The organism is Haloglycomyces albus DSM 45210 (genome assembly GCF_000527155.1).
Classification (GTDB): Bacteria; Actinomycetota; Actinomycetes; order Mycobacteriales; family Micromonosporaceae; genus Haloglycomyces; species Haloglycomyces albus.
The window spans coordinates 1,325,133-1,351,552 of sequence record NZ_AZUQ01000001.1 but is presented as its reverse complement, the minus strand read 5'-3'; the positions used below and the strand labels follow the sequence as shown (position 1 = coordinate 1,351,552).

25 protein-coding genes and 2 tRNA genes are annotated in these 26,420 nt (G+C 60.0%); 19 read left to right on the top strand and 8 right to left on the bottom strand.

All coding sequences use genetic code 11. From position 1 onward, the window contains the following. Positions 1 to 10 precede the first annotated feature (10 nt). The 5 genes from HALAL_RS0106340 (at position 11) to mshD (ending at position 5,626) form a co-directional block, all read left to right on the top strand. Positions 11 to 778: a CPBP family intramembrane glutamic endopeptidase gene (locus tag HALAL_RS0106340; protein WP_029767491.1), complete on the top strand. Its 768-nt coding sequence runs from the start codon at positions 11 to 13 to the stop codon at positions 776 to 778. Between the two features lie 97 nt (positions 779 to 875). Next, positions 876 to 966, top strand: a tRNA-Ser gene (locus HALAL_RS0106335). 444 nt (positions 967 to 1,410) lie between these two features. Further along, a complete protein-coding gene (locus HALAL_RS0106325) occupies positions 1,411 to 2,451 on the top strand; it encodes an NAD(P)-dependent alcohol dehydrogenase (RefSeq protein ID WP_025273198.1) in 1,041 nt (346 codons plus the stop codon). A gap of 507 nt (positions 2,452 to 2,958) precedes the next feature. After that, the gene (locus HALAL_RS0106320) at positions 2,959 to 4,527 is read left to right on the top strand and encodes a glycosyl hydrolase family 18 protein (RefSeq protein WP_025273197.1); all 1,569 of its coding nucleotides are present in this window, start codon (positions 2,959 to 2,961) and stop codon (positions 4,525 to 4,527) included. 142 nt (positions 4,528 to 4,669) lie between these two features. Next, positions 4,670 to 5,626, top strand: coding sequence for a mycothiol synthase (gene mshD / locus HALAL_RS0106315; protein WP_025273196.1), 957 nt, complete (start codon positions 4,670 to 4,672; stop codon positions 5,624 to 5,626). Here mshD and HALAL_RS17450 read toward each other — a convergent pair. From HALAL_RS17450 to HALAL_RS0106290, 5 genes are all read right to left on the bottom strand, one after another. After that, complete coding sequence (locus HALAL_RS17450; protein WP_025273195.1) at positions 5,615 to 6,310, bottom strand: NUDIX domain-containing protein; 696 nt, start codon at positions 6,308 to 6,310, stop codon at positions 5,615 to 5,617. The genes mshD and HALAL_RS17450 overlap by 12 nt on opposite strands. A gap of 637 nt (positions 6,311 to 6,947) precedes the next feature. Beyond that, positions 6,948 to 7,949: an inorganic phosphate transporter gene (locus HALAL_RS0106305; protein ID WP_025273194.1), complete on the bottom strand. Its 1,002-nt coding sequence runs from the start codon at positions 7,947 to 7,949 to the stop codon at positions 6,948 to 6,950. 2 nt (positions 7,950 to 7,951) lie between these two features. Continuing rightward, positions 7,952 to 8,581, bottom strand: a complete 630-nt coding sequence (locus HALAL_RS0106300) for a DUF47 domain-containing protein (RefSeq protein WP_025273193.1) — start codon at positions 8,579 to 8,581, stop codon at positions 7,952 to 7,954. A gap of 302 nt (positions 8,582 to 8,883) precedes the next feature. Continuing rightward, on the bottom strand, positions 8,884 to 10,833 hold the full coding sequence (locus HALAL_RS0106295; protein WP_025273192.1) for an ATP-dependent DNA helicase: 1,950 nt from the start codon (positions 10,831 to 10,833) through the stop codon (positions 8,884 to 8,886). Then, positions 10,830 to 12,152 carry an AI-2E family transporter gene (locus tag HALAL_RS0106290; protein WP_051462781.1) on the bottom strand — a complete coding sequence of 441 codons (1,323 nt, stop codon included), beginning with the start codon at positions 12,150 to 12,152 and terminating at the stop codon, positions 10,830 to 10,832. The genes HALAL_RS0106295 and HALAL_RS0106290 overlap by 4 nt, the downstream gene beginning before the upstream one ends. 217 nt (positions 12,153 to 12,369) lie before the next feature. Between HALAL_RS0106290 and HALAL_RS0106285 the strand changes: the two genes are divergently transcribed. From HALAL_RS0106285 to HALAL_RS0106260, 6 genes are all read left to right on the top strand, one after another. Continuing rightward, positions 12,370 to 12,708: a GroES family chaperonin gene (locus HALAL_RS0106285; RefSeq protein ID WP_025273190.1), complete on the top strand. Its 339-nt coding sequence runs from the start codon at positions 12,370 to 12,372 to the stop codon at positions 12,706 to 12,708. Next, the gene (locus HALAL_RS0106280) at positions 12,708 to 13,646 is read left to right on the top strand and encodes a prephenate dehydrogenase (RefSeq protein WP_025273189.1); all 939 of its coding nucleotides are present in this window, start codon (positions 12,708 to 12,710) and stop codon (positions 13,644 to 13,646) included. The genes HALAL_RS0106285 and HALAL_RS0106280 overlap by 1 nt, the downstream gene beginning before the upstream one ends. Positions 13,647 to 13,648: 2 nt before the next feature. Then, complete coding sequence (locus HALAL_RS0106275; protein WP_025273188.1) at positions 13,649 to 15,334, top strand: DUF885 domain-containing protein; 1,686 nt, start codon at positions 13,649 to 13,651, stop codon at positions 15,332 to 15,334. 136 nt (positions 15,335 to 15,470) lie between these two features. Next, on the top strand, positions 15,471 to 16,157 hold the full coding sequence (locus tag HALAL_RS0106270; protein WP_025273187.1) for a hypothetical protein: 687 nt from the start codon (positions 15,471 to 15,473) through the stop codon (positions 16,155 to 16,157). 149 nt (positions 16,158 to 16,306) lie between these two features. Continuing rightward, positions 16,307 to 16,382: transfer RNA gene (locus tag HALAL_RS0106265), tRNA-Arg, on the top strand. Between the two features lie 247 nt (positions 16,383 to 16,629). Further along, positions 16,630 to 16,848 carry a hypothetical protein gene (locus HALAL_RS0106260; protein WP_025273186.1) on the top strand — a complete coding sequence of 73 codons (219 nt, stop codon included), beginning with the start codon at positions 16,630 to 16,632 and terminating at the stop codon, positions 16,846 to 16,848. 347 nt (positions 16,849 to 17,195) lie between these two features. Here HALAL_RS0106260 and HALAL_RS0106250 read toward each other — a convergent pair whose 3' ends face one another. Next, the gene (locus HALAL_RS0106250; protein ID WP_029767489.1) at positions 17,196 to 18,230 is read right to left on the bottom strand and encodes an Lrp/AsnC family transcriptional regulator; all 1,035 of its coding nucleotides are present in this window, start codon (positions 18,228 to 18,230) and stop codon (positions 17,196 to 17,198) included. A gap of 180 nt (positions 18,231 to 18,410) precedes the next feature. On the opposite strand from HALAL_RS0106250, the gene HALAL_RS0106245 reads away from it, so the two are divergent. From HALAL_RS0106245 to HALAL_RS0106220, 6 genes are all read left to right on the top strand, one after another. Further along, complete coding sequence (locus HALAL_RS0106245) at positions 18,411 to 19,634, top strand: M20 metallopeptidase family protein (RefSeq protein ID WP_025273184.1); 1,224 nt, start codon at positions 18,411 to 18,413, stop codon at positions 19,632 to 19,634. Positions 19,635 to 19,953: 319 nt separating this feature from the next. Continuing rightward, positions 19,954 to 20,316 (top strand): hypothetical protein, encoded by a 363-nt coding sequence (locus tag HALAL_RS0106240; RefSeq protein ID WP_025273183.1) that lies wholly within the window; start codon positions 19,954 to 19,956, stop codon positions 20,314 to 20,316. Positions 20,317 to 20,497: 181 nt separating this feature from the next. Beyond that, entirely contained in the window at positions 20,498 to 20,911 is a 414-nt protein-coding gene (locus HALAL_RS0106235; RefSeq protein ID WP_029767488.1) for a hypothetical protein, read from the top strand. Positions 20,912 to 21,111: 200 nt separating this feature from the next. Beyond that, entirely contained in the window at positions 21,112 to 21,930 is an 819-nt protein-coding gene (locus HALAL_RS17445) for a 2OG-Fe(II)-dependent halogenase WelO5 family protein (protein WP_025273181.1), read from the top strand. Next, positions 21,927 to 22,544, top strand: a complete 618-nt coding sequence (locus tag HALAL_RS0106225; RefSeq protein WP_029767485.1) for a LysE family translocator — start codon at positions 21,927 to 21,929, stop codon at positions 22,542 to 22,544. The genes HALAL_RS17445 and HALAL_RS0106225 overlap by 4 nt, the downstream gene beginning before the upstream one ends. A gap of 145 nt (positions 22,545 to 22,689) precedes the next feature. After that, positions 22,690 to 23,358 carry an alanyl-tRNA editing protein gene (locus tag HALAL_RS0106220; protein WP_029767484.1) on the top strand — a complete coding sequence of 223 codons (669 nt, stop codon included), beginning with the start codon at positions 22,690 to 22,692 and terminating at the stop codon, positions 23,356 to 23,358. Positions 23,359 to 23,484: 126 nt separating this feature from the next. Here the strand turns inward: HALAL_RS0106220 and HALAL_RS0106215 are convergent, their stop codons facing one another. Next, a complete protein-coding gene (locus tag HALAL_RS0106215) occupies positions 23,485 to 23,850 on the bottom strand; it encodes a VOC family protein (protein ID WP_029767482.1) in 366 nt (121 codons plus the stop codon). Between the two features lie 78 nt (positions 23,851 to 23,928). Continuing rightward, positions 23,929 to 24,465 carry a carboxymuconolactone decarboxylase family protein gene (locus HALAL_RS0106210; protein WP_025273177.1) on the bottom strand — a complete coding sequence of 179 codons (537 nt, stop codon included), beginning with the start codon at positions 24,463 to 24,465 and terminating at the stop codon, positions 23,929 to 23,931. A 74-nt stretch (positions 24,466 to 24,539) separates the two neighbouring features. On the opposite strand from HALAL_RS0106210, the gene HALAL_RS0106205 reads away from it, so the two are divergent. Continuing rightward, positions 24,540 to 25,007: a MarR family winged helix-turn-helix transcriptional regulator gene (locus tag HALAL_RS0106205; RefSeq protein WP_025273176.1), complete on the top strand. Its 468-nt coding sequence runs from the start codon at positions 24,540 to 24,542 to the stop codon at positions 25,005 to 25,007. 954 nt (positions 25,008 to 25,961) lie between these two features. Further along, positions 25,962 to 26,375, top strand: a complete 414-nt coding sequence (locus HALAL_RS0106195; RefSeq protein ID WP_025273174.1) for a VOC family protein — start codon at positions 25,962 to 25,964, stop codon at positions 26,373 to 26,375. Positions 26,376 to 26,420: the final 45 nt, after the last annotated feature.

Here is a 26,420-nt window from a genome sequence, read left to right as displayed (position 1 = left end):
GTAAATACCCATGAAACCCACGCTCCAGCTCGCACCCCGCACCCTCAAGCGCGAAGTCGTCATTGTTCTAGCGCTCTCGCTGGGTGCCTCGGCCGTTTGGTCGGTCATAAACTTCGGCGCTATTTTGACCGCCCCAGGCGGATTGACCGACGCAGTCGTATCTATGAACAACTCACGCGCCGACGAGACACGTCCGTGGCTCGATCTGACACGACAGCTGGCGTCGATTCTGTTGGCGCTCGCCCCGGTGGGATTGGTGCTCCACCTTCTTCACTTGGATCGACCCCATCCGTTCCAGCTGATTGGCTTGGACGGTCGCCGTCCTGGTCGGGACCTACTACTGGGCGTGGGTCTCGCCGCTCTCATCGGACTCCCCGGAATAGCGTTGTACCTGTTGGGGCGCGCCTTGGGGTTCAATGCCACGGTCTCCGCCGCCGGGCTCAACGATGTGTGGTGGGCCGTTCCGATCCTGCTCTTGGCAGCTACCAAAGCGGCCCTCATCGAGGAAATCGTCGGAGTCGCCTATCTCGTGGAGCGACTCAAACAACTGGCATTTCGGCCCGTCACAATTGTAGCCCTACATGCCGCCTTGCGAGGCTCCTACCACCTGTATCAAGGAGTCGGTGCGTTCGTTGGAAATGCGATTATGGGAGCGGTCTTTGCCCTGTTCTATCTGCGTTTTAAGCGCGTCACCCCGCTCATCATCGCGCATTTCACTCTGGATGTGGTCGCGTTTGTGGGCTATTCCCAGCTCGCCGACCACGTGAGCTGGCTCTAGTTTTCGCACGCCCCGCTTTGAGGGAGCCACACCGCAACAGGTATTGTAGGTGGCGGTTATATCGTGATGTGGCCTAGAGCCCGTCGTGATTTAGCTTGGAGGATTCGCATAGTGGCCTAGTGCGCCCGCCTGCTAAGCGGGTTTCGGGTGATCCCCGATCGAGGGTTCGAATCCCTCATCCTCCGCCACACATCCTGGTTAACCAGGAGAAATTGAGCCTCGTCTCTCATTCATTGAGGGGCGGGGCTTTCTTTGTATCGCCCGGTTTTGACCCTTGTTGACCCCTGTTTGCCTCTGCTAACGGTGCACTAACGGTGCGGTCCCTTATGATACAGAGGCCTCATTCTGAATGGTCCTCCTCTGGAGAGCTGCATTCTTGCTATCGCGGGTTTCAGGGGTATGTCAGGCCCGGAGGCGGCTTTTTCGCATAGGTTGAGGTGACGGATGCTGGGTGCGGAGCGGGAAAAGACCAGCGAAAACATCGATATAGTGCAGCAACTTGATGCCGGAGCAGTCACGTCCGAGGTACAGGAAACGGCGTTGAAAATTATCGTAATTAAAACATGACGCACTGTTAGATTTGAGATGGCTGGTCTTTCAACAGAGGAGGCCCGAAGGAAAGGACATATGCTGTGAAAGCTGTACAGTACCGCGAAGTCGGCGGATCACCGGAAGTCGTCGAACTCCCCAAACCGGAACCTGGGCCAGGCGAAGTCCTCCTGAAGGTCACCGCCGCAGGACTCTGCCACTCGGACATCGCGGTGATGTCGTTCCCCGCCGACCAGATTTCCTTCCCGCTGCCCCTCACCTTGGGCCATGAGGGCACCGGAGTCGTCGAAGCCGTCGGACCTGGCGTCACCGGCGTCGCGACCGGCGAGGACGTGGCCGTATACGGCCCCTGGGGCTGCGGTCGCTGCAGCAAATGCGCAGCGGGCAAGGAAAACTACTGCCTCAACGCGGCCAAACAGCACATCTTCCCACCCGGGCTGGGAGCTCCCGGTGCCATGGCCGAATACATGATCGTCGATGATCCCCGACACCTGGTACCGCTCAAAGGGCTTGACCCGGTGAAGACCGCGCCACTCACCGACGCGGGGCTGACCCCGTACCACGCGATCAAGGCGTCGCTGCCGAAACTCGTTCCCGGGAGCACGGCCGTCGTCATCGGCACGGGCGGCCTGGGACACGTGGGAATCCAGCTGCTGCGAGCCATGACGTCGGCAAGGGTCGTCGCCATGGACGTGACGGAGGAAAAACTGGCGCTCGCAAAGGAAGTCGGCGCCCACGAGGCCGTCCTATCGGACAAGAACGCGGCCGGAAAGGTCCGCGAACTGACCGACGGACGGGGAGCGGAGGCCGTCTTCGACTTCGTCGGTGCTCCGCCCACGGTAACGACAGCAGGATCCTGCGCGGCCATCGAAGGCGACGTGACGATCGTTGGTCTAGGCGGTGGTGAATTGGGCGTCGGCTTCGGAAAGCTGCCCTACGAAGTGTCGGTCACCTCGCCTTACTGGGGATCGCGTGACGAACTGATCGAGGTATTCGAGTTGGCGCACAGCGGTTCGGTGAACGTACACGTGGAGACCTACTCCATCGACGAGGCTCCGCAAGCGTACGAGAAGCTTCACAATGGTGAGATCATGGGCCGGGCGGTCGTGGCACCCAAAAGCTGAGTCCGTCGTCCCGAATAAGAGCGATGCCGGGAGTGGCGTTGAGGTTCAGTGCGGGGGCGTGTGCCCGGACTGAACCGGAAGACTGTTGTGTCCTCCTTATTGAAGAATGCTCGATGTGCGCCTACCGAGCCACACGACGGTCCGCGCGAGCCACGATGAACGCACTGTGGACCCATTCTGAGCCTGATTCATTGGAGGGAAACAAGCCTCAGACTCCACCCGAAGAAACCTGAGCCTCACCTCTCCCTTCATGACTTGCGCGGCATTCTCCGCATTACCCGTTTTCCCTGAGCACCAATGCAAATAACACGCTCCCCTATGGACTGAATCCTCTCTCACCCCCTCCATCATCTCGCATGTGCCGCTCTCCTTTACCTGCCCATATAAAGACTCGATCTCAATATCTATTCATTTTTAATACTTCAACTGATCACCTTGACTTTCCTCACCTCGCACTGAATGATTAATAACCTAACCTATTAGAACTTCGAGGAAAGGAGGGTTACTGTGACGGTTCGACTTCGAAAGTCACTGAAACGGTTGCTCACTTTCACTGCTGCGGCCACACTGGCCGGTTCGAGCCTTTTGGTCCTCTCGAGCCCGGCGACCGCACAGGAGGAACCCACACTTGCCGACGAATGCTCCGCACCGTGGGACGCCGATACGGTCTACCAAAGCGGCGACACCGCCAATGTGGAGGGAATCGAGTATCGCGCTCGCTGGTGGACGCAAGGTGAAACTCCGGACCCTGAGGAGGAATGGGGCGTCTGGCTCAAAACCGGTCTCTGTGACGACGAGGGCCTCCAGCTGGAACGGTGTGAATCACCGTGGCTGGCCGATACGGCCTACGAGCGCGGCGACGTCGTCAACCTGCGTGGCACCGCCTACCGCGCTCAGTGGTGGACCGAGGGCCAGAAACCTCAATCCGCGACTTGGGACGTATGGGAGGAGATCGGTCCCTGCCAGGAACGGGTCAACGGAACCTACTACAACTACTGGAGCGATTACTGGCCCAAGGACCTGATCGAATCCGGCAACGTCGAAGACCTCACCCACCTCTATTACGCGTTCGCCTCTCCCGGCGAGAACGGCGAGTGCGAACTGATCGGGGAGAACGAAGACGGAGTGAGTCTCGACCATGAATACATGGTTCCCGCCGAAAACGCCGTGGACGGCGTCGCCGATACTCCCGACGACAAACTGCGCGGCCAGTTCGGTCAGCTCGAAAAGTTGAAGGATCGTTACCCACACCTGAACATCGTGCTGTCCGTCGGCGGTGCGAACAACTCCGACGGCTTTGCCACCGCCATGGAAGACCTCGAATCCTGGACACAGTCGTGCTACGACCTCGTCCACGACCCGCGTTGGGACGGTCTCTTCGATGGAATCGACATCGACTGGGAGTTCCCCAACCTCTGCCACCCGTGGGGCAACTGCGATGAAAGCGGATACGACTCGATTCGCCTACTGATGCAGTCGTTGCGCGAGACCTTCGGTGACGACGAGCTGGTGACCGCCGTCGGCCCGATCAACCCACTGCCCGATGACGCCCTCGAAGTCGCCGACTGGGCCGGTGCCGCCGAATACGTCGACTACTTCAATCTCGTCACCTTCCATTACGAAGGGAATTGGAGCGCCACCACCTCAGCGGACGCGGCGATCAACAGCCCCACCGACGGCTTGGACGTCTCCACGTCCGTGGACTGGTACCTCGACCACGACGTCGACCCCGGCAAACTGGCCATCGCCATGCTGCCGTGGGCGGTCGTCTATGACGGTGTCGACCAACTCGAGCCGGGTGGTGAATACGAGGAGTTCAATTGGGACATGTATTCCGCGCCCTACAGCGTCGCTTCACAGGAATGCGCTGACACCGTATTCGACCCCGACGCCGTCACGTCGTACTGCTGGGACGGATATTCCTGGTGGAGCTACGACGACACCACGAGCGCCACCGCCAAAGCCGACTGGGCCATGGACATGGGGCTCGCCGGAGTCTGGGGTTGGGACATCACCAACGACGACGCCTCGGGAACGCTCTGGAGTGCCGTCACCGACGGTCTGTATCAGAATTAACTCCACTGAGCGATTCGGGTGAATTACCGGTGTGGAGCCGCTGCCCAGAGCGGTTCCACACTTTACACATCAACCATATGAATGTCACTACCGTTGAAACTTTTCATATGTCGGCGACTGTAAAAATGAGTACAGTCAAATTATGGCTCAAGTTGAATCGCTCAGCGACGATCAAGTACGCGGTATCAAATCACTCGCGTCCCGCTGCCAACAGCACGACGGTGCCGAACCGTTCAATGAAGAAACCCTCCTGTCCTTGACCAAGATCCCCGGTCCCCACCTTGTCCACTTCCTCATCGGCTCCAGTGACCACACCATCGGCTACGCCCAGTTGACCCTGACGGACGGGGAGGCCAACGCCGAGATGGCGGTAGACCCCCGATATCGCCGACAAGGGCACGGACGGCGGCTTATGGAAGACCTTGTTTCCAGTGCCACGAACAACGCGACGGTCTTGCGATTGTGGAGCCATGGCGACGGTGAATCGGCTCGACGGGTCGCCGAATCGGAAGGTTTCCGACGCTCGCGCGTGCTGTTTGAGCTCGGCATTGATTCCCAACGCATCCACTGGCCACGCACCTGGCCCGAAGGTGCCGGGGACTGGCCGACCGGCAACGGTCCGCGCCTGTCACTGCCCGACGGGATGCGCTTGCGCGCTTTCGAGCCCGGCAACGACGAATCCGAGCTGGTGCGTGTCAATGCCGCCGCCTTCGCCGCACACCCTGAACAGGGACAATGGACCTTTGAGGACGTCATCACCCGGGAACAGGAAGAATGGTTCGATTCAGAGGGGGTCATTCTGGCCGAGGGGCCCGACGGCGTCGTCGGATTTCATTTCACGAAGATGATCCCGGAAGACGGTGAGACGCCCGTCGGGGAGATTTATGTTCTCGGTATCGATCCCGAGGTGCAGGGTTCGGGTCTCGGTCGCATCCTCACCTGGGCTGGAATGGGTCATATGGCCGCCCGTGGAGCCAAGACGATAACCCTGTTCGTCGATGAGTCCAATGAACCTGCCGTTCGGCTCTATCGTTCGCAAGGGTTCGAGACCGTCCGTACCGACGTGCAGTATTCCCGTCCACTGTCCTTACCAGCCTGACGTCGCCTCCGCGATGGTGGTGGCGTATTCGGGATAGTTCTCTTCGCCCGGCAACAGGAGGCGAGGAGGATCGAAGTTGTAGTTCAAGCGTGGAAGGAGCGGTTCCATCGGTCGTTGCTCAGCGGCGGCAAAGACTTCACCTACGGTCGTGAAGTTGCTGAGCTCGGCCAATGCGGTCGCCTCGGGCATGGACATCTGACCGCCGTACTGGCAAACAGCCTGTTCGGGGCCGAGCCAGGTGGCGTACTCGGGCTCACGCGGATTGGCACGTGGTTGGAAGCCTTCGGCCAGGGTGGCCACATAGATCCAGACGTCGTAACGATCCGGTTCGTATTCGGGGGTGAGCCAGCGAGCCCAGGCACGTTGCAGCGCGACCATGGAACCGGTCTCCTCTTCCACCTCACGCACCCCGGTGGAAGCGACGTCGGCGTCGTCGGGTTTGTGAATTCCGCTGGGAAAGCCGTACCGGTTGACCACTGTGGCCGTCTTACTGTCCGCGAACGGTCCTCCCGTCACATGACGCATCATGTAAACCCGCAAGGGAGCCTCTCGCAGTAGAATCACCGAGGCGGCGCGTTCGGCCCGGGCTGGACGCGAACCGCTGGTGTAATACTCCTCCGCGCGGCGCAAGGCATGGTCGGACACCCCGCGTAGGTCCCATTTGCCGAACTGTTGAATCGCCATAGGGACAAACTAACTCAACTCAGACCCCAATTGAACGAATTCCGCATATGAGCGGATTCCGTTCTCGAAATCCCACTGGAAACCGTCGAAACTAGTTTGGTGTGAAGAAAAAAGCCGGCTCTTCGGTGGAAAACCACTGTTAAACGTGGACAACGGCCATCCAATTGAGAAAACCCAATGTGCTAGCTGCGAACGCAGCGTAAAAGTGGTGGAGGTCTCTGGGTTTCTAAAGAGCTCAACCACTCCACTATTCCCACGGATAAAACAACCGGCGAGCCGCCAACAGCGCGCGAAGCGCGTGTGTATGCGGCGGTAGAGCTGCCTGTACCTTCAAGAAAACTCGACCACCACGCATACCCCTGACGCAACTGGCGAGCTTCGAGCGCAGCGCAGAAGCGGTAGAGCTGGAGAGGAGCTGGGGGCTGCTGAGGTGCTGCGAATTCGTGCGAGGAGGATTCGTAGCGACCTTCAGGTCGTGAGAATCCCCCACAGCGCGAAGGCGTAGTGCCTCAGCAGCCCCCAGCGGTCACCCACCAAAGAAAAAGAGGGGCGCCGTAGCGCCCCTCTTCATTATCCCCCTGAGTTAAGTCTTCATTGAGTGTAATTCATACGGTCCGTACTCGGGGGTTAGACCGGACTATGAAAACAAGCCTATAGGCAGGTATACCAGAGCACCGACGAGAGCCGCAACCGGGAACGTCACAACCCAGGCAAGAACAATCGATCGGGCGACACCCCAACGGACTGCTCGCTTACCTCCGGTCGCTCCTACACCCATGATAGCCGAGGTGATGGTGTGAGTGGTAGAGATGGGTGCGCCAATCCACCATGTGTTGGCGAACAACACGGTGGCGGCAACGCTCTCGGCGGCGAAGCCTTGCGGCGGGTTCAGGTCGATGATCTTGCGTCCCAAGGTCTTGATAATGCGCCAACCACCGGCGTACGTACCCCAGGCGAGGGTGAGCGCGGCGGCGATGTAAACCCATTCGGGAATGTTGGTGGCGTTGTCTTGGAATCCACCGACGTACAGGGCCAGCACGATGATTCCCATGACCTTGGCGGCGTCCTGCATACCGTGTCCCAGCGACATCGCGGCGGCGGAGACGGTCTGTGCGCGCCGGAAGCCTCGGTTCAGTTTGACGGGGTGTCCTTTGCGGAAGATCCAGTAGATCGCCAGCATGACGAGGAAACCCACTCCGAAACCGACGACGGGGGAGATGAGGGTGGGCAAGACGATTTTATTGACGATGCCGTCCCAGAAGACGACTCCGGCTCCGGCCATGGTGGCTCCGACCAGACCACCGACCAGGGAGTGTGAGGCGGAAATAGGCCAGCCGAAGTACGTGGCGAGGTAGTTCCACGAAATCGCCCCGAGGAGACCGGCGACGACGATCAGGAGTCCTTCGGTGCCCGATGGCAGCTCGACCAGGCCTCCGGCGACGGTTTTGGCTACCTTGGCCCCGAGGTGTGCGCCGACGAAGTTACCGACGGCGGCCATCAGCAGGGCCGCGCGGGGGCTCAGCGCACGTGTCGAGATTGAGGTGGCAATGGCATTGGCGGAGTCTTGGAACCCGTTGGTGAAGGAGAACCAGAGAGCCGCGCCAATGGCGAGGATTGCGGTGATCAGTGCGGCATCCAAGGTTAGGATTCCTTGACGTAGATGGACTCGATGACGTTGGCCACGTGCTCGAAGGCGTCACAGGCACCTTCGAGCATGTCGGCGACCTCTTTCAGCTTCATGACCGTCAGTGCTTCGTATTCGCCCGAGTACAGGCGCACCAGCAACATCCGGTAGGCCCGGTCACCGTCGTTTTCGAGTCGGTTGCACTCCACCCAGTAGTCGCGCATGGCCGGGTCCAGACCTTTGAGCTGTGGCATGGCTTCGGCGGTGAGCGCGGCCTGTGCTTCGAGCACGGCGATCTGTTCGATCATTTCACGGGGCAGCGAAGGGAGGTCGGACAGGCCGTAGAGGTAGATCAGGTTCGCGGCCGCTTCGATTTCGTCGATGACGTCGTCGAATTTCCCGGCCAGCAGGTACATGTCCTGCCGGTCCATCGGGGTCACAAAGGTGGTGTTCACCTTGTTGAACAGGCGGTGGGTCAATTCGTCGTTCTCGTGTTCGACATCCACCAGGCGTTCGGAGATGGATTGAAAGTCGGGCTTGTCGTCGCCCAACTCCGCCAAAACGGTCACTCCTCGTTTGAGATTCTCTGCGGCCTCGTTGAAGAAGCCGTAGAAAGCATCATCCTGAGGCTTTAGGGAAAATCGCACCAGGCACCTCGATCTTTCACTCGAATTGACGCCACTCACTGTACAGGCTTTCGCCGACCCAAGCGGCAATAACACAGTGACGGTAACATCGACATGAATACGTCTCAAATTAGAGTTAACCGTTGTGGCGCAATTCCTTATCAATTCAAATCAAGAACGAATTTTACATGAACATCAAGTTAACAAGTGCGTGAACAACGCACCCCGGAATGGTCGTCGAATCGATCAGATCAGCGTCACCGCAGGGTAAACGGCCATTATCGCCTACGGTTTCCGCACGTGGGCAAGCGGAGTCGCTATAATTATCCATTACTCAAACGTTTGAGGGCGGATTTGACCTTTTCCCCATCGGTGGAATACCACATGTCCGGCAAAGAATTCCGCAGATAACTCGTATAACCCATCCGGGAGCTCAGCCGAGAATCCAACACCGCTACGACCCCGCGATCGCTCTGCCGCCGGATGAGACGCCCGGCCCCCTGTGCCAGGCGCTGCGCCGCCACCGGAACCGACACGTCCATGAAGCCGGACCGTCCCCGCTTCTCGCTCGCCTCACTGCGCGCCGCCGTGAGCGGTTCGGTGGGGCGGGGGAACGGAATGCGGTCGATGACCACCAGACGGCAGGAGTCGCCGGGGACGTCCACGCCCTGCCAGAGGCTCATCACTCCCAAAAGGCAGGAATCGCGGTCGTCCTTGAACTGCCGCACCAACGATGACAGGGTTTCCTCCCCCTGCACCAAGACCGGATAGTCCACTCGCTCCCGTAGTACGCTCGCCGCCTCGTCGGCGGCGCGTCGAGAGGAAAACAGCCCCAGAGTACCCCCACCGGAGGCCTCGATGAGTTCCACGAGTTCCTCGTGGGAGCCGTCGGCCGAACCGGCCTTACCCGGGCGCGGCAGATGCCCCGCCACGTACAGAATTCCCTGCTTCGAGTAGTCGAAGGGGCTGCCCACGTCCAACTCGTCCCACTCGGGAGGATCGAACAGGTCGTTGTCCGACTCGATCCCCAGACCGATCGAACGTGCGACGGTGTCGAAATTCCCTCCCAAGGTCAACGTCGCCGACGTGGCCACCACCGTGCGATCCTGATACATCCGGGCCGCCAGCAGCGCACCCACCCGCAACGGCGCGGCCACCAACGTCGCCGGCTTCGGCTGCGACCACACCACATCCTGCTCGGATCGTTCGCGAGCGCGAATCGCGCAGTCGCGTGCCTCGTCGACTCCGGCGCGCACTTGGCTGATGGCGAGGTCATTCTTGTCGTCTTTGGAGAGGGCCTTGATCACCGAGTCGGCGTTGTTGCAGGCGGCGGTGACGAGGGTGAGGGCGTCGTCGAGGCTTTCGGGGAGTGGTCCGCTGAGGCGTTGTTCTCCCATGTCGTCGATGGAGTCGCGGAGTTGTTCGGCGGCTTGGTTGAAGTCGTCGGTGATGTCGCTGCCGAGGAGCCGAGCAGAGCGTTTGGCGAGCCATTCCAGGCGGCTGGGGGAGAGCTCGCCGCGTGCCGCCGAGGTCGCCCGGTCGGACAGTTCGTGTGCTTCGTCGACGATGAGGAGGTCGTGCTCGGGGAGGATGTTGTTTTCGGAGAACATGTCGATGGTGAGCAGGGCGTGGTTGGTGACGATGATGTCGGCTTCCATCGCCCGGGCTCGGGCGGCTTCGGTGAAGCAGTCGTCGCCCCAGCTGCATTTGGTGGCTCCGGGGCATTCGTTGGACGAGGTGGACACCTGTCGCCAGGCTTGGTCGGACACGCCCGGGTCGAGTTCGTCGCGGTCTCCGGTTTCGGTGTCGTTGGCCCAGGTGTAGAGACGTTTTACTTGGGCGGCGAAGCCTTTACGCTGTCCTTCCCAGCGCAGTTCCTCGGTTCCGGAGATGGTGGCGCCCTCTTCCTCCTCACCGGACATTTTGGCGTGGCAGAGGTAGTTGTTGCGTCCTTTCATCAGCGCAAAGGACGGTTCGCGCCCCAGGACCGGTGCCACGGCTTTGACCAGTCGTGGTAGGTCGATGTTGACCAGCTGCGCCTGTAGTGCCAGGGTCGCGGTGGCGACGACGACGCGTTGTCCCGAGGCGAGCGCCGCGCAGAGGTAGGCGAGCGACTTTCCGGTTCCGGTTCCCGCCTGCACGATCAGGTGTCGCTGGTTGTGGGCGGCGTCCTCCACCGCGGCGGCCATGTCGCGTTGACCCTCTCGCGCCTCACCGGAGGGAGTTTGTTTGACGGCGGCGTCGAGAAGCGTCAGTGCGCTGGCTTCGGTCAAGATGTTTGTTCCTCTTCATCTCGGCGGAGGGCGACGGACTCCTCCCCTTCCAGGGTGACGTCCTCTTCCTCAGCGTGTCGGTGTGCCTCGCGATAGCGCGACAGGGCGCGCACGAAGGCGTTGATCATGGCGAGAGCCGGAACGGCAATCAAAGCTCCCACGATACCCGCGAGGATTCCGCCGGTCGTCACCGAGAGGACGATGGCGAGCGGATGGAGTTTCACTGCTCGGCTCATCATCACTGGATGGAGAATGTTCGATTCGATTTGCTGCACCGCGAGGACGATCAAAAGGACGAACAAGGCGTTCCACAGCGGATTGTCCGTTCCGATCAAGGCGACCATGACCGCTACCGAACCCGACACAGTCGCACCGACGATCGGGATGAACCCGCCGAGGAAGACCAACGCGGCGAGCGGCAGCCACAGCGGGATGTCCAGAATCCACAGCCCCAGACCGATACCGAAGGCGTCCACCAGTGCCACGAGCACCATGGTGCGCATGTACTGCACCATCGACGACCAGCCCGCACCACCGGCGTAGCGGGTCGGCTCCACCGCACGGGCCGGCAGCATTCCGGTGAGGAACTCCCAGATCGACCGTCCGTCGCGGAGGAAGAAGTACGTGCAGAACAGGACCAGGAAGAAACCGGTGAGCGTGTAGATGAGACTGGTGGCGACCGAACCGCCGATGTCGAGTGCGCTCTGCGCCAGATCGGTTTGGTTGTCGCTGAACCAGTCGCTAACCGAATCCTCCACGTTCGACAGGTAGGCGGTGACCTGTTGGCCGTCCAAGCCGTAGGGGCCCGACTCCAACCACTTCTGTGCTTCTTTGAGTCCTTCGACCGCCTGTTGACCGAAGTCGGGGACACCTTTGATGAACTGGTCGACCACGAACGTCAAGGTCCCTGCCACGGCGGCGAGCCCGGTGACGAGCACCAACAAGGCGGCGAGCGACTTGTTCCAGCCGTGTTTCATCAACCAGGCCGCCATGGGTTGGAACATGGCCGCCAAAAGAACGGCAACGACCAGGGGAATCACCACGATGCTGGCTTTGGCCAAAAACCACAGGAAAGCGACTACGGCAATACCGATGACGACCATGCGCCACGCCCACGCGGCACCGATCCGCAAGCCGGTGGGAACGCGACCGTCGGCGTCGTCGTCCGCAGACGACGGTCGCGAGGGCGGTGCGGGAGGGTCCTCCTCCAACTCCTTCACCGTGACGCGTGGAGGACGATTCGAACTCTTCCGCTCCGAAGGGTCGTTCGTGCGAAGGCCGATCCACATTCGATGCAGGCGCTCAGTCCATCGTCCCATTCCAGTCACCATTCAACAGTCGTTTCCAGAGGCAGTATTTAGTACAGTACCGGGATACGATCCGAAAGGAAACACTGCGCCCACACCGCCGTCAAGCACTCAGTCCAGACCCGACGGCGACCTTGCGGCACAGCCCGTTGTTTTATACGTCATGTCCAGCCGTCTCAATCGTGCGAAATTCGCAAACGTCCCACCTCTCCGGGTAGCCTGGGGTCACGTGAATGCCGAACCACTAGATTCCGTATCCGGTCTACCCATCCAACTCCTGCACGACCGGCTGCTTGTCCGCGAAGACCCCGATAGCGAACGTCGTTCCAGCGGCGGCATCGTCATCCCCGCGACCGCATCGGTCGGACAACGCCTCGGCTGGGCCGAAGCCGTAGCCGTCGGTCCCTTGGTGCACGCCGTTCAAGCCGGAGACCGCGTCCTGTTCGACCCCGCCGAAAAAGCCGAAGTCGATCTCGGCGGGAAGAGCTATATACTGCTGCGGGAACGCGATATTCACGCAGTCGCCTCCAAACGGGTCGACGACGAGGGAACGGGTCTGTACTTGTAATGCGCGTCGCTGTCTGCGGATTGGGACTCATCGGCGGGTCGATCGTCAAGGCGCTCGCCGACTCACCGCACGAGGTCATCGCTTACGACCCGAATCCGTGGACGCTACGATCGGCTGATTCGTATGCCACGACCACTCCCGACCTGGTAGGCCTGTTCGACTCGGACCTACTGGTGGTGGCCGTACCCTATCCCCATTTGCAAACGACGCTCGAGGACGTGGCGGCCGGCGGTTATCAGGGCATCGTCACCGATACCGGCTCGATCAAAGGACAACCGTGGCAGTGGGCGCGCGGCCGATCCCGCTACGTCGGATCGCACCCCATGGCCGGCAAGGAACGCTCCGGCTGGGAAGCGGCCGAGAAAGGACTGTTCCACGGTCGTACCTGGGTGTCGTGCCTGGAGGAATCCACCGATCTCGACGATTGGACGGCGGTTACCCGCCTGGCACTGGATCTCGGGAGTCGCGTCGTCCCTTTGAGCAGCGCGCACCATGATGCCGCCGTGGCGCGCATCTCCCACGTCGAACACGTGGTCGCCGCCGCCGTTGCACACCTCGCCGCCGATCCCGTCTCACAGACTCTGGCCGCGGGTTCGTATCGCGATACCACTCGCGTTGTGGCCAGCCCGGCGCAGCTGTTCGACGGGATGGTGCAGGGCAATACCGAACGTCTGCGTGACGAGGTCGATCGGCTGTCCGGCTTCCTCTCTCACGTCTCGGCGGGATTGACCGACGACGTGGCCGAACGAGCCGCCGTCACCGAGTGGTTCGAAAGAGCCCAGGACAGCCAACGCCGCTACGCTCAGGCGGACCTGGAAACCGGCACAATGCATCTCCACCACGCTGACCTGCTTAATCTTGGAAAACAGGGCGGATGGATTCAATATATCGACAAAAATATGGTGGCGACCACTAAAACCCCTCATATATCGTCATGACCATGAGCAAAATCGATACCATCGCCGATCAATTCGTCGCCGATTACGTCGCCTCCCACCCGACGGAGGCCACCTTCCTCGGGGACAACACCAATGACGACAAGTGGGACGACTTCTCCCCCGCCGGTCGCGAAGCCGAAATCGAGAAGGTTCGCACCTTCATCGCCGACCTGGAAGCCGTCGAGCCCGCCGACGAACGCGAGCGCGCGGCCAAAGAAGCCATCCTGGAGCGCGTCAAGCTGCAGGTCGAATGCCACGAAGCCGGGGACGCCCATCTGGAATTGAACGTGATCGGGTCCCCCCTCCACGGTGTGCGGATGATCTTCGATCTCATGCCGCAGGAGGGCGAAACCCAGGTTCGCAATATCGCCAAGCGTCTACAGGCCGTTCCCGAGGCCGTCGCCGGGATCATCGAGACCTTCCGCGCCGAGGCCGCCGCCGGACGCATCGCCGCCCACCTCCAGGTCACCGAGGTCGCTCGGCACTGTGACAACTGGAACGGCGCCAACGGCGACGATTTCTGGGAGGGCCTGCTCGGCCGCCTGACGGTCAACGGTAAGGCCCCCACCGGTGAACTCAAAGAAGAGTTGGAAGCCGGAGCAAACGCCGCTCGCCAGGCCACCGCCGATTTCGCGACGTTCCTACGTGAGGAACTGGCCCCGCACGCTCCGAAGAAGGACGCGGCCGGGCGGGAGCGCTACCAGCGCGCCTCACGCTACTTCATCGGTGAGTCCATCGACCTGGACGAGACGTACCAATGGGCTTGGGGCGAACTGGCCCGCATCGAAGCCGAAATGGACGCCACCGCCGACCGCATCAAACCCGGTGGCACCGTCGACGAGGCGATCGCCCATCTCGACCAGGACCCCGAGCAGAACGTTCAGGACAAATACGAGTTCCGTGAGTGGATGCAGGAATTGGCCGACGGAATCGTCGCCGACATGGCCGATAAGCACTTCGACATCCCCGAGCCGATTCGCGCCATCGAATGCATGATCGCCCCGACTGAGGACGGTGCCATCTACTACACGGGCCCGACCGAGGACTTCAGCCGTCCGGGTCGCATGTGGTGGTCGGTGCCGGGGTCGCAGACGAATTTCTCGAAGTGGCGGGAGAAGACCACCGTTTACCACGAAGGTGTACCCGGTCACCACCTGCAGATCGGTCAGACCGTCTACCGCAGCGAATTGCTGAACCGCTTCCAGCGCACGCTCATGTTCAGCTCCGGCCACGCCGAAGGCTGGGCGCTATACGCCGAACGCCTCATGAAGGAGCTGGGTTATTACGACGACGACCCAGCCGGCAAGCTCGGGATGCTCGACGGTCAAGCCATGCGCGCCGCACGCGTCATCGTCGACATCGGTCTGCACTGTGAGATGACGATTCCCGAGGACAACCCCTTCGGATGGCGTCCGGGCGAGCAGTGGGACGCCGACAAGATGTTCGAGTTCATGCGCGCGCACTGCCGTGACGATGAGGGCCGCCTGCGGTTCGAGTGCAACCGTTACTTGGGTTGGCCCGGTCAGGCACCGTCGTACAAGGTCGGCGAGCGCCTGTGGATGAAGGCCCGTGCCGATTACGAGGCCCGCAAGGGTGCCGACTTCAGCCTGCGCCAGTTCCACACCGACGCGCTCAACCTTGGTTCGATGGGTCTGGGACCCTTCGCCGACGCGTTGAAACGTCTGTAGGAATTTCCTCGCAGCTCGGGCTGAGAGGATTTTTTCTCGGCCCGAGCTGACGTTCCGCCCAATTCCCTCGAAAGATTTTCAGTCGTCGGTTATACAAACGCTGGACGTGCGAGCCTTTGCCCGCCACACTGGTTTTATGACTCTTCCTCAAGCGATTCTGCGGCTGACGACGGGGCCGCTCGCAACGCTCAACAATGATCCGGCGTTGTCGTTCGCCTATGCCACGGGAGCGGCCACCCGCGACGACGAGTCAGACGATGCCGTCCTTGTCTGTGTGTGGGATCTGGACACGCGACCTGAATCGGAATCGGATCGTACGATCCATTACACGCTGAACGAGTTCCAGTACCACCTTGACGAGCTGGAGGCCGGGCGCGGATGGGAGTATCCGTCGTCGCAGTCGATCCAGATCATGGCCGCGTTCGCCGAGGGGATTCTCCTGGCCGACGACTCCGGCACGGGGGCCCAGGACCGAGCCCGGGCGATTGAACTGCCCGAGCTGTTGGCACCGAACGCGATCCAGCGCGTCAAGTCCGATACCGACAAGGTCGCCGACGAGCTCGCCTCGCAACGTGACCCGTTCGAGCGTACGGCCCTGCTCCTGGATTCCTGTCACCGCGCTTATGTCGCCCTGTTCGCGGCCAATGGACACTGGTATCCCGGCCCCGCTCAACGGACCGAGTACGCGCACCGGCATCTGTTGAACGAAGAGGTCGGCGTGGCCGAGCGGCAGGTGTGGAAGGCCGCCGCACGGGCCGATGACGGTGGAGACAACGATATCGCGGGTGCCTGGCGCAATTTCATGGAAACGATCCTGGATTAGGGGCCGCGACCTGCCTAAACACACGGAAGCATCCCTATTGTCATGACTCACGGCACAAAAGCACACCCGAGTGCAGAAGCGTTTCCGAAGCGAGTAATATTAAATGCGGCCCTGATCGAGCGGTCGGAAACGACCTCAGGAGCCGGTAACCGCCCTTAGCTCAACGGATAGAGCGTCTGACTACGGATCAGAAGGTTGGGGGTTCGAATCCCTCAGGGCGGGCCAAAACAAAGGCCTCTAACAATGGAAACATTGTTAGAGGCCTTTTTGCTGCCGTTAAAGTGCATCCCCATGGTCCTCTGCACAACCAACCCGCCGATGCGGCTATAAAGCGGAAAGCGCCCGGCTACGGTCGAGCTACTCCGAATATTGCTACCCTCGAGGGGCTCAAGCACATAGCGAGCTGATCGAAAGCGCATGGGACGTCGGTCCTTTGGAGAACTCTTGAGCGGAAAGCGAAGTGAGGTATCGAATGTCCAATCCCCGTCTTCATGCCACCATTGGATGCCTCATCGCGGCTGTGGCCGTTTTGAGCGTCACGATCGACCTACCGTACTTCGCCATTGCAGGATGGACGATGATCGTGGGGTTGCTTATCGCCTGGTTCGGTATCGCGGCTTCGGTCGGTCGACTCACCTTGAGCAGGCGGGTAAAGCAACACGATCGCTGCGACCACCGATCCAACACGTAAGATCCGCCCCGCTTTGAAAGGGAGGGCAGAGGCCCCACGGCGGTGAATGATCAATATGACTGGGCTTTCGCCCAACACCGCGTGTTCATCAAGTCGTCCATGCTGACTTAATGTCGAAAACCGGAATCCGCCAGCGTGCTCATCCATTATGGAGTATCCGGGCTCCAATTTACCTTGCACCACTCATTTCCACGTGTCCATATGACACCCACGAAAGAGGCACTGATCCATGGGACCGCCGACGATACCGACCGCGATACCAAGGACTTTGACATCTACATCCAGGGGCAACAGCTCGAGCATTTGAGTACATGAAGACGGAAAGCCGTGTTCCCCCGCCGCCGACATCAATCCGTCCAGATGCGAAGCGGCACAATACCGACCGCATGTTGCTTTTTATCCAGGACGCGTCCGATGCGTTTGACTTGACGCAATGTGAGCCCACTGCTGAGCACTTCGAGCTCAGTAAAACGTTCGGTCAAGGCCGTCTGTAGATAATGCGTGTCGGAAACCGAGCGCAACCACACCGACAACAACAGATTCGCGGGGCCACCCGTCACCACCGAGCACAGTCGTGCCTCCGGCAAGGCCGCCACCTGCGACGCAACAAGGTCAACCCGTGCCGGCGGGACTCGGCACCACAACGTCGCGCTCACCGGCCACCCCGACAGCGGTTGCGCGATCTCGCAACGGAAGATCAGCTTCTGTGCACCGATCAGCGAGTCCAGTCGCCGACGTACGGTACTGACACTAGAGCCCATCACCTCCGCCAAGCTGCTGTAGGAGGTTCGCGCGTCCTTTTGAAGCTCGCTGAGCAGCGGTTCATCCCGTCTATCAATAGAGCGAGGCACAACCCCGGGCACTCGCGGTAGTTTCGATCGAAGCCGATCCTGCTGATCAGCACTGAGCGAGCGCAGTTTCCACTGACTCCCCTCGACGTGAACACTGGTACCGACATGTGCCCGAGTCGCTTTCACACCGTCGATGGTCCCCAGGGTTTCAAGAAGAATACGAGAGAGATCGCCAAGATCGCTGGTAAATACCGTCACGATCACATCCGCCGAGCCGGTTATGTGATCGATCGACGCGACTTTGGGATCGTCGATCAACTGCCGGGCCACCGTATCCGCCGAACCGGCGACGCATTCTACCTCTATATAGGCCACCAGCACCGACTTGAGTGCGTCTGAACTGGGGTAAACGGTCGTCCACGCCAGTCCGGAATCCGTCAACCGTTTCCACCGACGCGCTGCGGTAACGGGGTCGATCCCCAAAACAGATCCGATCAGGGTCCACGACGCACGCGGATTAATCTGGACGGCGTTGACGATTTCCAACTCAATCTCGTCCAGCATGGCAATTTCCTGCGAATACGTCGCCATAGAAGCAATATACTTCAGATTCTTCTATATCGTGCGACTGCTCGGTACCTTCACGTCCAAGGCACGACCCTCAACCCTCGATGGGTGCCCCATACCGGAAGTCCAGAACCGCGACAGACGATTCAACCGTCGGCTCCCACGACGAGAATCCACTGTCGCCCTAAGAAAGGGGGAACACACATGTCGTTCCGTGACGACGCCCGTGGACTGCAGGATGAACTCGTCGACCTACGACGCCGCCTCCACCGGGAACCGGAGGTAGGTCTCAACCTGCCACGTACGCAAGAAAAGGTTCTCCAATCGATCTCAGACCTCCCCTTGAACATCAGTCTGGGCAACGATCTGAGCTCGGTAACCGCCGTCCTCAAAGGTAACCAACCGGGACCAACGGTTCTACTGCGCGGAGACATGGACGCCCTACCGGTCACGGAACGAACCGGAGCCTCCTACGCCGCTTCTTCCGACAGAATGCACGCCTGTGGGCACGACCTGCACACCGCGATGCTGTCCGGAGCGGCACGGCTTCTCGCCGAAAAGGTCGATTCCCTGCGCGGCGACGTGATCTTCATGTTCCAGCCCGGAGAAGAAGGTTACGACGGTGCCGGACACATGTTGCGAGAAGGAGTACTCGACGCCACCGGCGATAAACCGGTCGCAGCCTATGCGCTGCACGTCACCAGCGCCATCATCCCCGGCGGTCTCTTCGTCACCCGTCACGGCCCCATCATGTCGGCCTCCGACGAGATGTATGTGACGGTACGAGGCGCAGGCGGCCACGGCTCCATGCCGCACCTCGCCCGCGACCCCATGCCGGGCGCCTGCGAAATGGTCCTCGCACTACAAAGCATGGTGACCCGACGATTCGACATACACGACCCCGTCGTCCTCACCGTCGGAAGCTTCCACGGCGGTACGGCGAGTAACGTCATCACCGACGAGGTCACCTTCAAGGCGACGATCCGCACCTATTCCAAGGCGGCGCGTGCCACCGCAAAGGACGAATGCGCTCGCGTCATCAAGAACCTGGCCGCGGCACACGGACTCAGCGTGGACTTCGACTACGACGAAAACTACCCCGTCACGGTCAATTCCGATTCAGAAGCCGACTTTGTCGCCAACAGTGTCAGGGAGAACCTCGGAGAGGAACGGTTCCACTGGTCACCACACCCGTTCCCCGGGTCGGAAGATTTCTCTCGAGTCATCGGTGAGGTGCCGGGGGCCTTCACCATGCTCGGCGCGGTACCTCAAGGTGCTGATCCGATGAAGGCTCCCAACAACCATTCGCCGCTCGCCGAATTCGACGATTCGGTTCTCTCCGACGGAGCGGCGACCTACGCGCAACTCGCATTCGAGCGCTTGGAACGGGAACCGGCGGATCATCACGTCTCGAGTTCCGCCCATTAACGTAATAATAGACCGACAGTCGGCTGAAGCTCGCGACCTGATACGTGGGTCGAACGCTTCAGCCGATTATCGCGTCGTGCCTCCCTGACAATCGCCGGAGTACCCGAGTGGCATTGCCGGCATTAGGGTGGGTTCCCTTTGGACTACCGCCGAAACGGCCGTATAGATCGTTCTCAACGGAACCGTGTATGGGAAACGACATCGAAGTAGCCCTGAGCATTTCCACGGCAGCAGATCTCATTGAAATTGGCTCGAATGGGAGAATGAGTTCATCGAGTACCGGTATCCCAACGGGATTCCGCCCGTCGGAAAGGACTCTATGTTTTGGATCGTCTCCATGATTCAGGTTCTATTGATCCTCACGGCAACCGTTGTCGGTGCCTTCCGCCCAAAAGGTACGAAATTGGAACGCCGACTTGGTTGGTATCTGCTCGATGAGAAATACGTACTTACTCCCTTGATTGCCATCCTGGCCACCGGGCTTTTCCTCGATATTTCCGACCTCGATGTCAACATAGTGCTCATCAGTGGAATCGTCGCGTCGGGAGTAGCGGGGTCATCCGCTACGTTCGTCCTCAATCCGAACTATCATGACTCCGACATCGGGGTCCATCGTCCTGCGACAATCGCTGGTATGGCAATTTCGGCTGCTCTGGCCGTATCCACGATCGTCTTGATATGAACGGCGTCTGCCCGTTCCTTCAAACAGGAAAACTCAGCGGAAGTATCGTCACCTAACGACCGGGTATTATCCCGGATAACAACCTCGCAGAAATCGACGATTCAATCGCGGCCGTTAAGAAGGCCGGACCGACTATGCATCATGAACGCCGCTGCCTCACAACGCCGGAAGGAACTTCTCCATGCCTGACCCATTGCACTCCGTCTCGATGGAAATCGAGGCTCTCCATCGTGATCTCGCCTTCTGGCTCGGCACCGAGGCAGCGCCCGAGGTTCTGGACCGGTTTCTCGCCGCACAGCATGAGGACTTCAGTCTGGTGTCGGTCGACGGCGGCGTTGTGTCGGGACCTGAGCTCGCGGCACAGCTACCGGCAGCCCGCAATGCGCAGCCAGGCCTGAACATCACGATTTCGGACGTGGTCGTCATAGTTCAGAACCAACACGTGAACGTGGTCCGGTTTCGCGAAACTCATTCCGTTGGACGCGATCAGACCAGTCGCCTAGTCACGGCGACGCTTGTGGATTCTCCTGAAGCGGAGCGTGGCTACCGTTGGCTGGCAGTGCACGAAACAGCCGAAGCGTCCTTGGTAGCGTAGCTGGATTCGCACTACATCCACATTCTTACCTAAGTAGGACAAAGATTATTCTCAGTGACTATTGCTCTGTCGCAAGAGAACTGCTATAAGTAACTGAGTGGACACTGATGAGTCACGGCAGAACTCCTCCCTGCCTTGGCACTCGGGTACGCCACTTCAAGGACATACTTACATCAGGACCTCTACATCGATGGAGAACAATGGATACGAACACCGGTAACTCCGGAACTCCCACCCCTACCCACACTCTCTTCGACATCACGACCGCCCCCGAACTCGCTCGTGACCAGATCGTCAGCCTTGCCGCCGGGACGGCATCGGCGCTACAAGTAAAGGAATTCTTCACCCCGCAGGAGTGCGCCGCGATCATCGAGCGCCTCGAGCACTGCGAACTCGGCTCGTACGACGAACAGGTCGTGGTACCTCGGATCATGAAACTCGGTCCGGCGGCGTTCGATTACTACCTGGGCGGTTCCCTGGCCGCCGAATACTGGGATCACGCGAAGCAGTCGAATGAAACGCGGGGCACCCTCCTCGACGGCTCCGACCCCTTGGACGCCGCCCTCGACCGTATCGGGAAGGCCTGGGGCAGTGCGGTCGAGCCGGCCAGGGTCGACGGACAAGCGCTGTTCTCCGGCATGATTCGCGAAATCAATCAGGGCGCGCGGATTCACTTCGATGAGATCGTCCGGGAGTTCCCCGGCGTCATGGACGAGGAGCCGCTCGTCCAACTGGCCTTCAACTGCCACTTGGCAATGCCGGACAGCGGAGGCGAAGCGGTCGTGTACCGGAGGCGCTGGACTCCAGGCGATGAGGACCATCGCGACGGCTACGGTTACGCGCCTTCTCTGATGGAGGACTATCCCGTTTCGTCGGTTCGTCCCTCGGTGGGCGACGCGGTGTTCTTCGATCCACGCAACTACCATAAGGTGGAGCCGAACCAGGGCGACGGTCGTCGAGTGACGCTGTCGTTCTTCGTCGGCATCAATGCAAACGGTCGACTCATAGCGTGGTCATGACAGCTTATTTTACTTTTGCGGGAATTATGTTCCTGGGCGTCGCCTCTCCTGGACCCGATTTCGCCGTCGTCGTGCGAAATTGTGTTTCAGGTGGGCGCCGCAGTGGTTTGTGGACGGCCGTCGGCATCGCCGCCGGAGTGTTCGTATGGGTCACCATCACGGCCTTCGGACTGTCAGCGTTGCTAGCGGCGTCCCCAACCGCTTTCGCGGCGATTCGCTATGCCGGGGCGGCGTATCTCGCCTACCTCGGTATCACCGCGATCATCGCCGCGTTCAAACCACCGGGTTCCTCCGAGGAAGCGGCCCCTTCTGCTCGATTCGGCCCGTGGCAGTCCTTGCGCAGCGGATTGTTGTGCAATCTGCTCAGTCCCAAAGCCGCCGTCTTCTTCGTTGCGTTGATTCCCCAGTTCATTGCCACGGACAGCGGGATGTGGCAAGCTGGTGTGCTCGCCGTTCTGGCGAGCACGATCACGGTCGTGTGGTTCCTTACCTTGGCTGGTTTGGTGGGTGTGCTGCGTCCGGTGTTGGTTCGGCCGGGTGTCAATGCCGCGGTTAATGTCGTTACGGGTCTTATTTTGATTGGGATCGCCGGTGCCGTGGCTTTGGGTTATTGAAGACGGGCATTGTCGCATTCGGCTGTCTACGCTCTGTCAGCGTCGCCTAGTATGTACCTTGGTTGGTCGTTTTCGCTTACGGGCGTTGCCGGTACCGACCAGGCCGATGTGAATTCTGTTGTGAAGCGTGGGAAAGGCGGCTGCCGTGTTGCAGAACAACCTGTATTTGGGCAATACCTATCTTTTTGAGCAGGAGACCAGTGTCGTCGAAGTTCGGGACGGTGCGGACGGGCGCTATATCGTGGTTGCCGACAATATCTTCCATCCCAAGGGCGGTGGGCAACCGTCGGATGTTGGCACGGTGGACGGTGTGGAGGCGGTTCCGTTTAAAGTCGACGGTGAGTCTCTGACGGTGGGTCTGAGTGGGGATTTCGTCCACGCCGAGGGGGCGACGGTGACGACTCGGATCGATGCGGAGGCTCGGCTGCGTCACGCGGCGCTGCATACCTGTGGGCATCTGATTCATGCGATCGTCGCTTCCATGGGATTTGAGTACCGGGGGCATAGCCATAACCCTGGTCAGGCTCGCATCGAGTTTCTTGCGCCGGAGGAACGTCCTGATCTTGAGGCTCTGTCGAGTGAGGTGGTGGAGCGGGTCAACGCGGCCATCGCCGCTGATCACAAGGTACGCGTCCAGGATGGAGCCGATGGTCGTGTGGTGGAGATCGAGGGGCACGGTGAGGAGCTTTGCGGTGGGACGCATGTTTCGTCGCTGGCGGAGTTGTCCGATTTCTCGGTGCGTGGGATAAAGATCAAGCGTGGCGGCATGCGTGTGGGCTACGACGTCGCCTATTCCGATCCGGCCTCCCGCTGATTCCGAGCGTGCTGTCCACGACCGGGGGTGAGGCGAGGTTTTTCTTATGCTCGGTTGTGTGAGCAGCGGATTGGACGGTGGGGCCCTGAGCGCATGCAAGCTCCAGGACCCCATGCCGGTACCGGTCTATTTAGACCAACAGAGGCAGAACGGATGCCCGGCGGGATCGGCATAGACCTGAAAGACGTCCGGCTCGCCGAGGTCTTCGACTTCTTTCAGCACTGTCGCACCCAAAGCCATGACTTCCGCGTGGGCTGTCTCTGGATCGTCGACCCAGAGGTCGAGGTGGATCTGTTGCAGTGTCCCGTTGGGCCATTCGGGCGGGACGTGGTCGGGGGCGAGCTGGAAGGCTAGATACCAGTCGTCCTCGGTGACGAGGGTGTGCCAGTCGTCGGTAGCTTCGACGGTGCCGCCCAGCAGCCCGGCCCAGAATGTGCTCTCGGCGCCCAGGTCCGCCGTGTCGAATACGATTCCTTTTTTACCAATCTTCATAGCGGCCATACTGCCACAGCACTGCCCCGGGTTCACGGCTCACAGTTCTTCGATGGCCGCTTCGGTTTCGGCGGCCAGTTAGGCGAAGGCCCGCAAGGGTTCGTCGATTGGTGCGTCGGTCATGCGGTTAGCAAAGGTCGAGAGAGTATATGCTGCGATTCCGAGGACGACTTCCAGTGCCTGTTGTGGGGTATAGCCGTGGTCGTCGAACGCCACCATGGTCGGTTCGTCGACGTGTCCATGGTTGTCGATCGCGTTGAGGGTGAAGTGGCGGAGTGCCTCCAGGCGTGGGTCGTCCAACGGGTTTCCGTTCCGGAGCGCTCCGATCAATTCGTCGCTTGCCTCGAGCTTTGTCAGTTTGGCCGAATGCATGGCGATGCACAGTCGGCATTCGTACCGGACTGCGACGGTCATTATGACGACTTCGCGTTCTATCGGTTCCAGTGAAACGGTTTCGAACAAGGCACTCATCGTCTGAAAACCTTCCAGAGTGGCGGGAGCGGTCGCCATTCGGGCTACCGCGGCGGGGACGAAGCCCAGCTGTCGTTCAACGCCCTTCATACGTTTCACGGCACCCTCGGGAGCGGTTTCATACGTGTGTTCGTAAAACGTCATCATTTCCTCCTTGAGTAAAATAACTTTACTCAAGTAAGTAAACCCGCTTTACTCATGTGTGTCAAGATGGTTTCATGACCACCTCCGACGTTCAACGATCCGAACTGCTCTTCAAACTTGGAATGTCGTATCAGCTCCTTCTAGCCGAGTTCGTGTCGCGTATGAACGAAGCGGGATACGGCGACCTCCGCCCCATCCACGGCTACACCTTTCAGATCCTCAAAGACGGCGGCATGACCAGCAGTGACTTGGCACAGAAGCTGGGCATCACCAAACAAGGCTCCGGACAGATCGTCGACTATCTCGCGCAACGCGGATACGTGGAGCGTCGCCCACATCCAGGTGGAGGCCGCCGTAAGCTGATCTTTGTGACCGACCGGGGATGGGAGCACCTGCGGACCGCCGGGCGCCTACTCCATGAGCTGGAGGCCGAACTCGCTCAACACGTCGGAACCAGCGCGATGACAGAATTGCGCGCGCAACTCGACACGCTCCTGGACACCCTTGGCGACGACGGCACACAGCCGTTTCGCCCAGGCTGACGACCGGTTGAACCTTCCGTGTCGCCGCACGGTAGGCGCGCCGCTAACCGTCCGGCTTTCCGACTGTCGGACGACATCGTCGACGGTTTTTCCCTTCCGTAGCGCGCCCGCAGCTCAGCGAGGTCACCACGGTGGAGTGTCGACGACAAGCGCACCGGCACTCGTTCCGAATGTCCCTCAGAATCGGTGAGATACAGATGTGGATAAATGACCTTGAGCGTCGCGCCCTCTGGAATATCCACTCGAAATTGCCACGGCCGATAGGGAAATATCAGCGCGTCGCGCGTAATGGCCAGGTACGGGATACGCCAATAGACCAAACCGAGGGCCAAGAGGACTGCGCCGACCGTCAACTGCGCGAACCCGATATTGCGCGACTCGGTGGCAGAAATGACGAAAATACTCATCACAAGATTGAGGAGCCCGGCACTCATCATGAGACCGACCGGAACGAAGGACAGTCGAATATTCATGCCCCCATGTTAGACGGATCATAATCCTGCTCCATACAGCGACAACCTTAAGCACACTCCATACGTGCCCAGGAGTTTTCGACTTTCGACCCGTTCGGATCGAGCACCGTTCTCCCTGCCGACGCGCGGTGTATCAGCGCGTCACAAGCGAATTCAACACCGGGGAAACGTATCCTTAAAAAATCCTTATGTATGTCGCAACCGACCTGGCCCCTGCGGCGTGTCTTTATTGGCGAACATACGAAAACCCTCAATTAACACCCTTTGAGGCTGCGGGGTACGGAGGACCACCTCCGTACCCCGCAGCCTTTTGTAGTGGAGTTTGTGCAATCCCGCCTCGGCTCAAAAAATCGTCGGAAGATCCCCGATCCCGCGATGAATTCTCAAGACTTGGCTCGTCTACCTCCTTAGAACCGCACAATGACACCGTTGACCGCTCCTTGAGCGGCCACAACGGGTCAAACAGTCCAAGGAGTTCACCATGACCAAGATGTTCATCAATCTTCCCGTCGCCGACCTGGACGCGTCCAAGGAGTTCTATCAAAAGCTCGGCTGGGACATCAACCCCATGTTCACCGATGACAATGCCGCGTGCATCGTCATCAAGGAAGACCAGCTCCACCTGATGCTGCTGAAGCCCGAGTTCTTCAAGATGTTCACCAAGCGCACCATCAGCGACACCCAGAGCACCATCGGTGCCACCTACGCGCTCGCACTTGACAGCAAGGAGGAGGTCAACGACATCACGGGGAAGGCGTTGCAGAACGGCGCCACCGAGGAGATCGACGAGGATCGCCGCAAAATGGAGGAGGAAGCGGGCATGTACGGTCGCACCTTCATTGATCCCAATGGGTTCCAATGGGAACTGTTCTACATGCCCACACCGACGCAATAGGAAATTCCCATGGGGATTTTCGATCGGGCCCCGGTCTACTGTAGC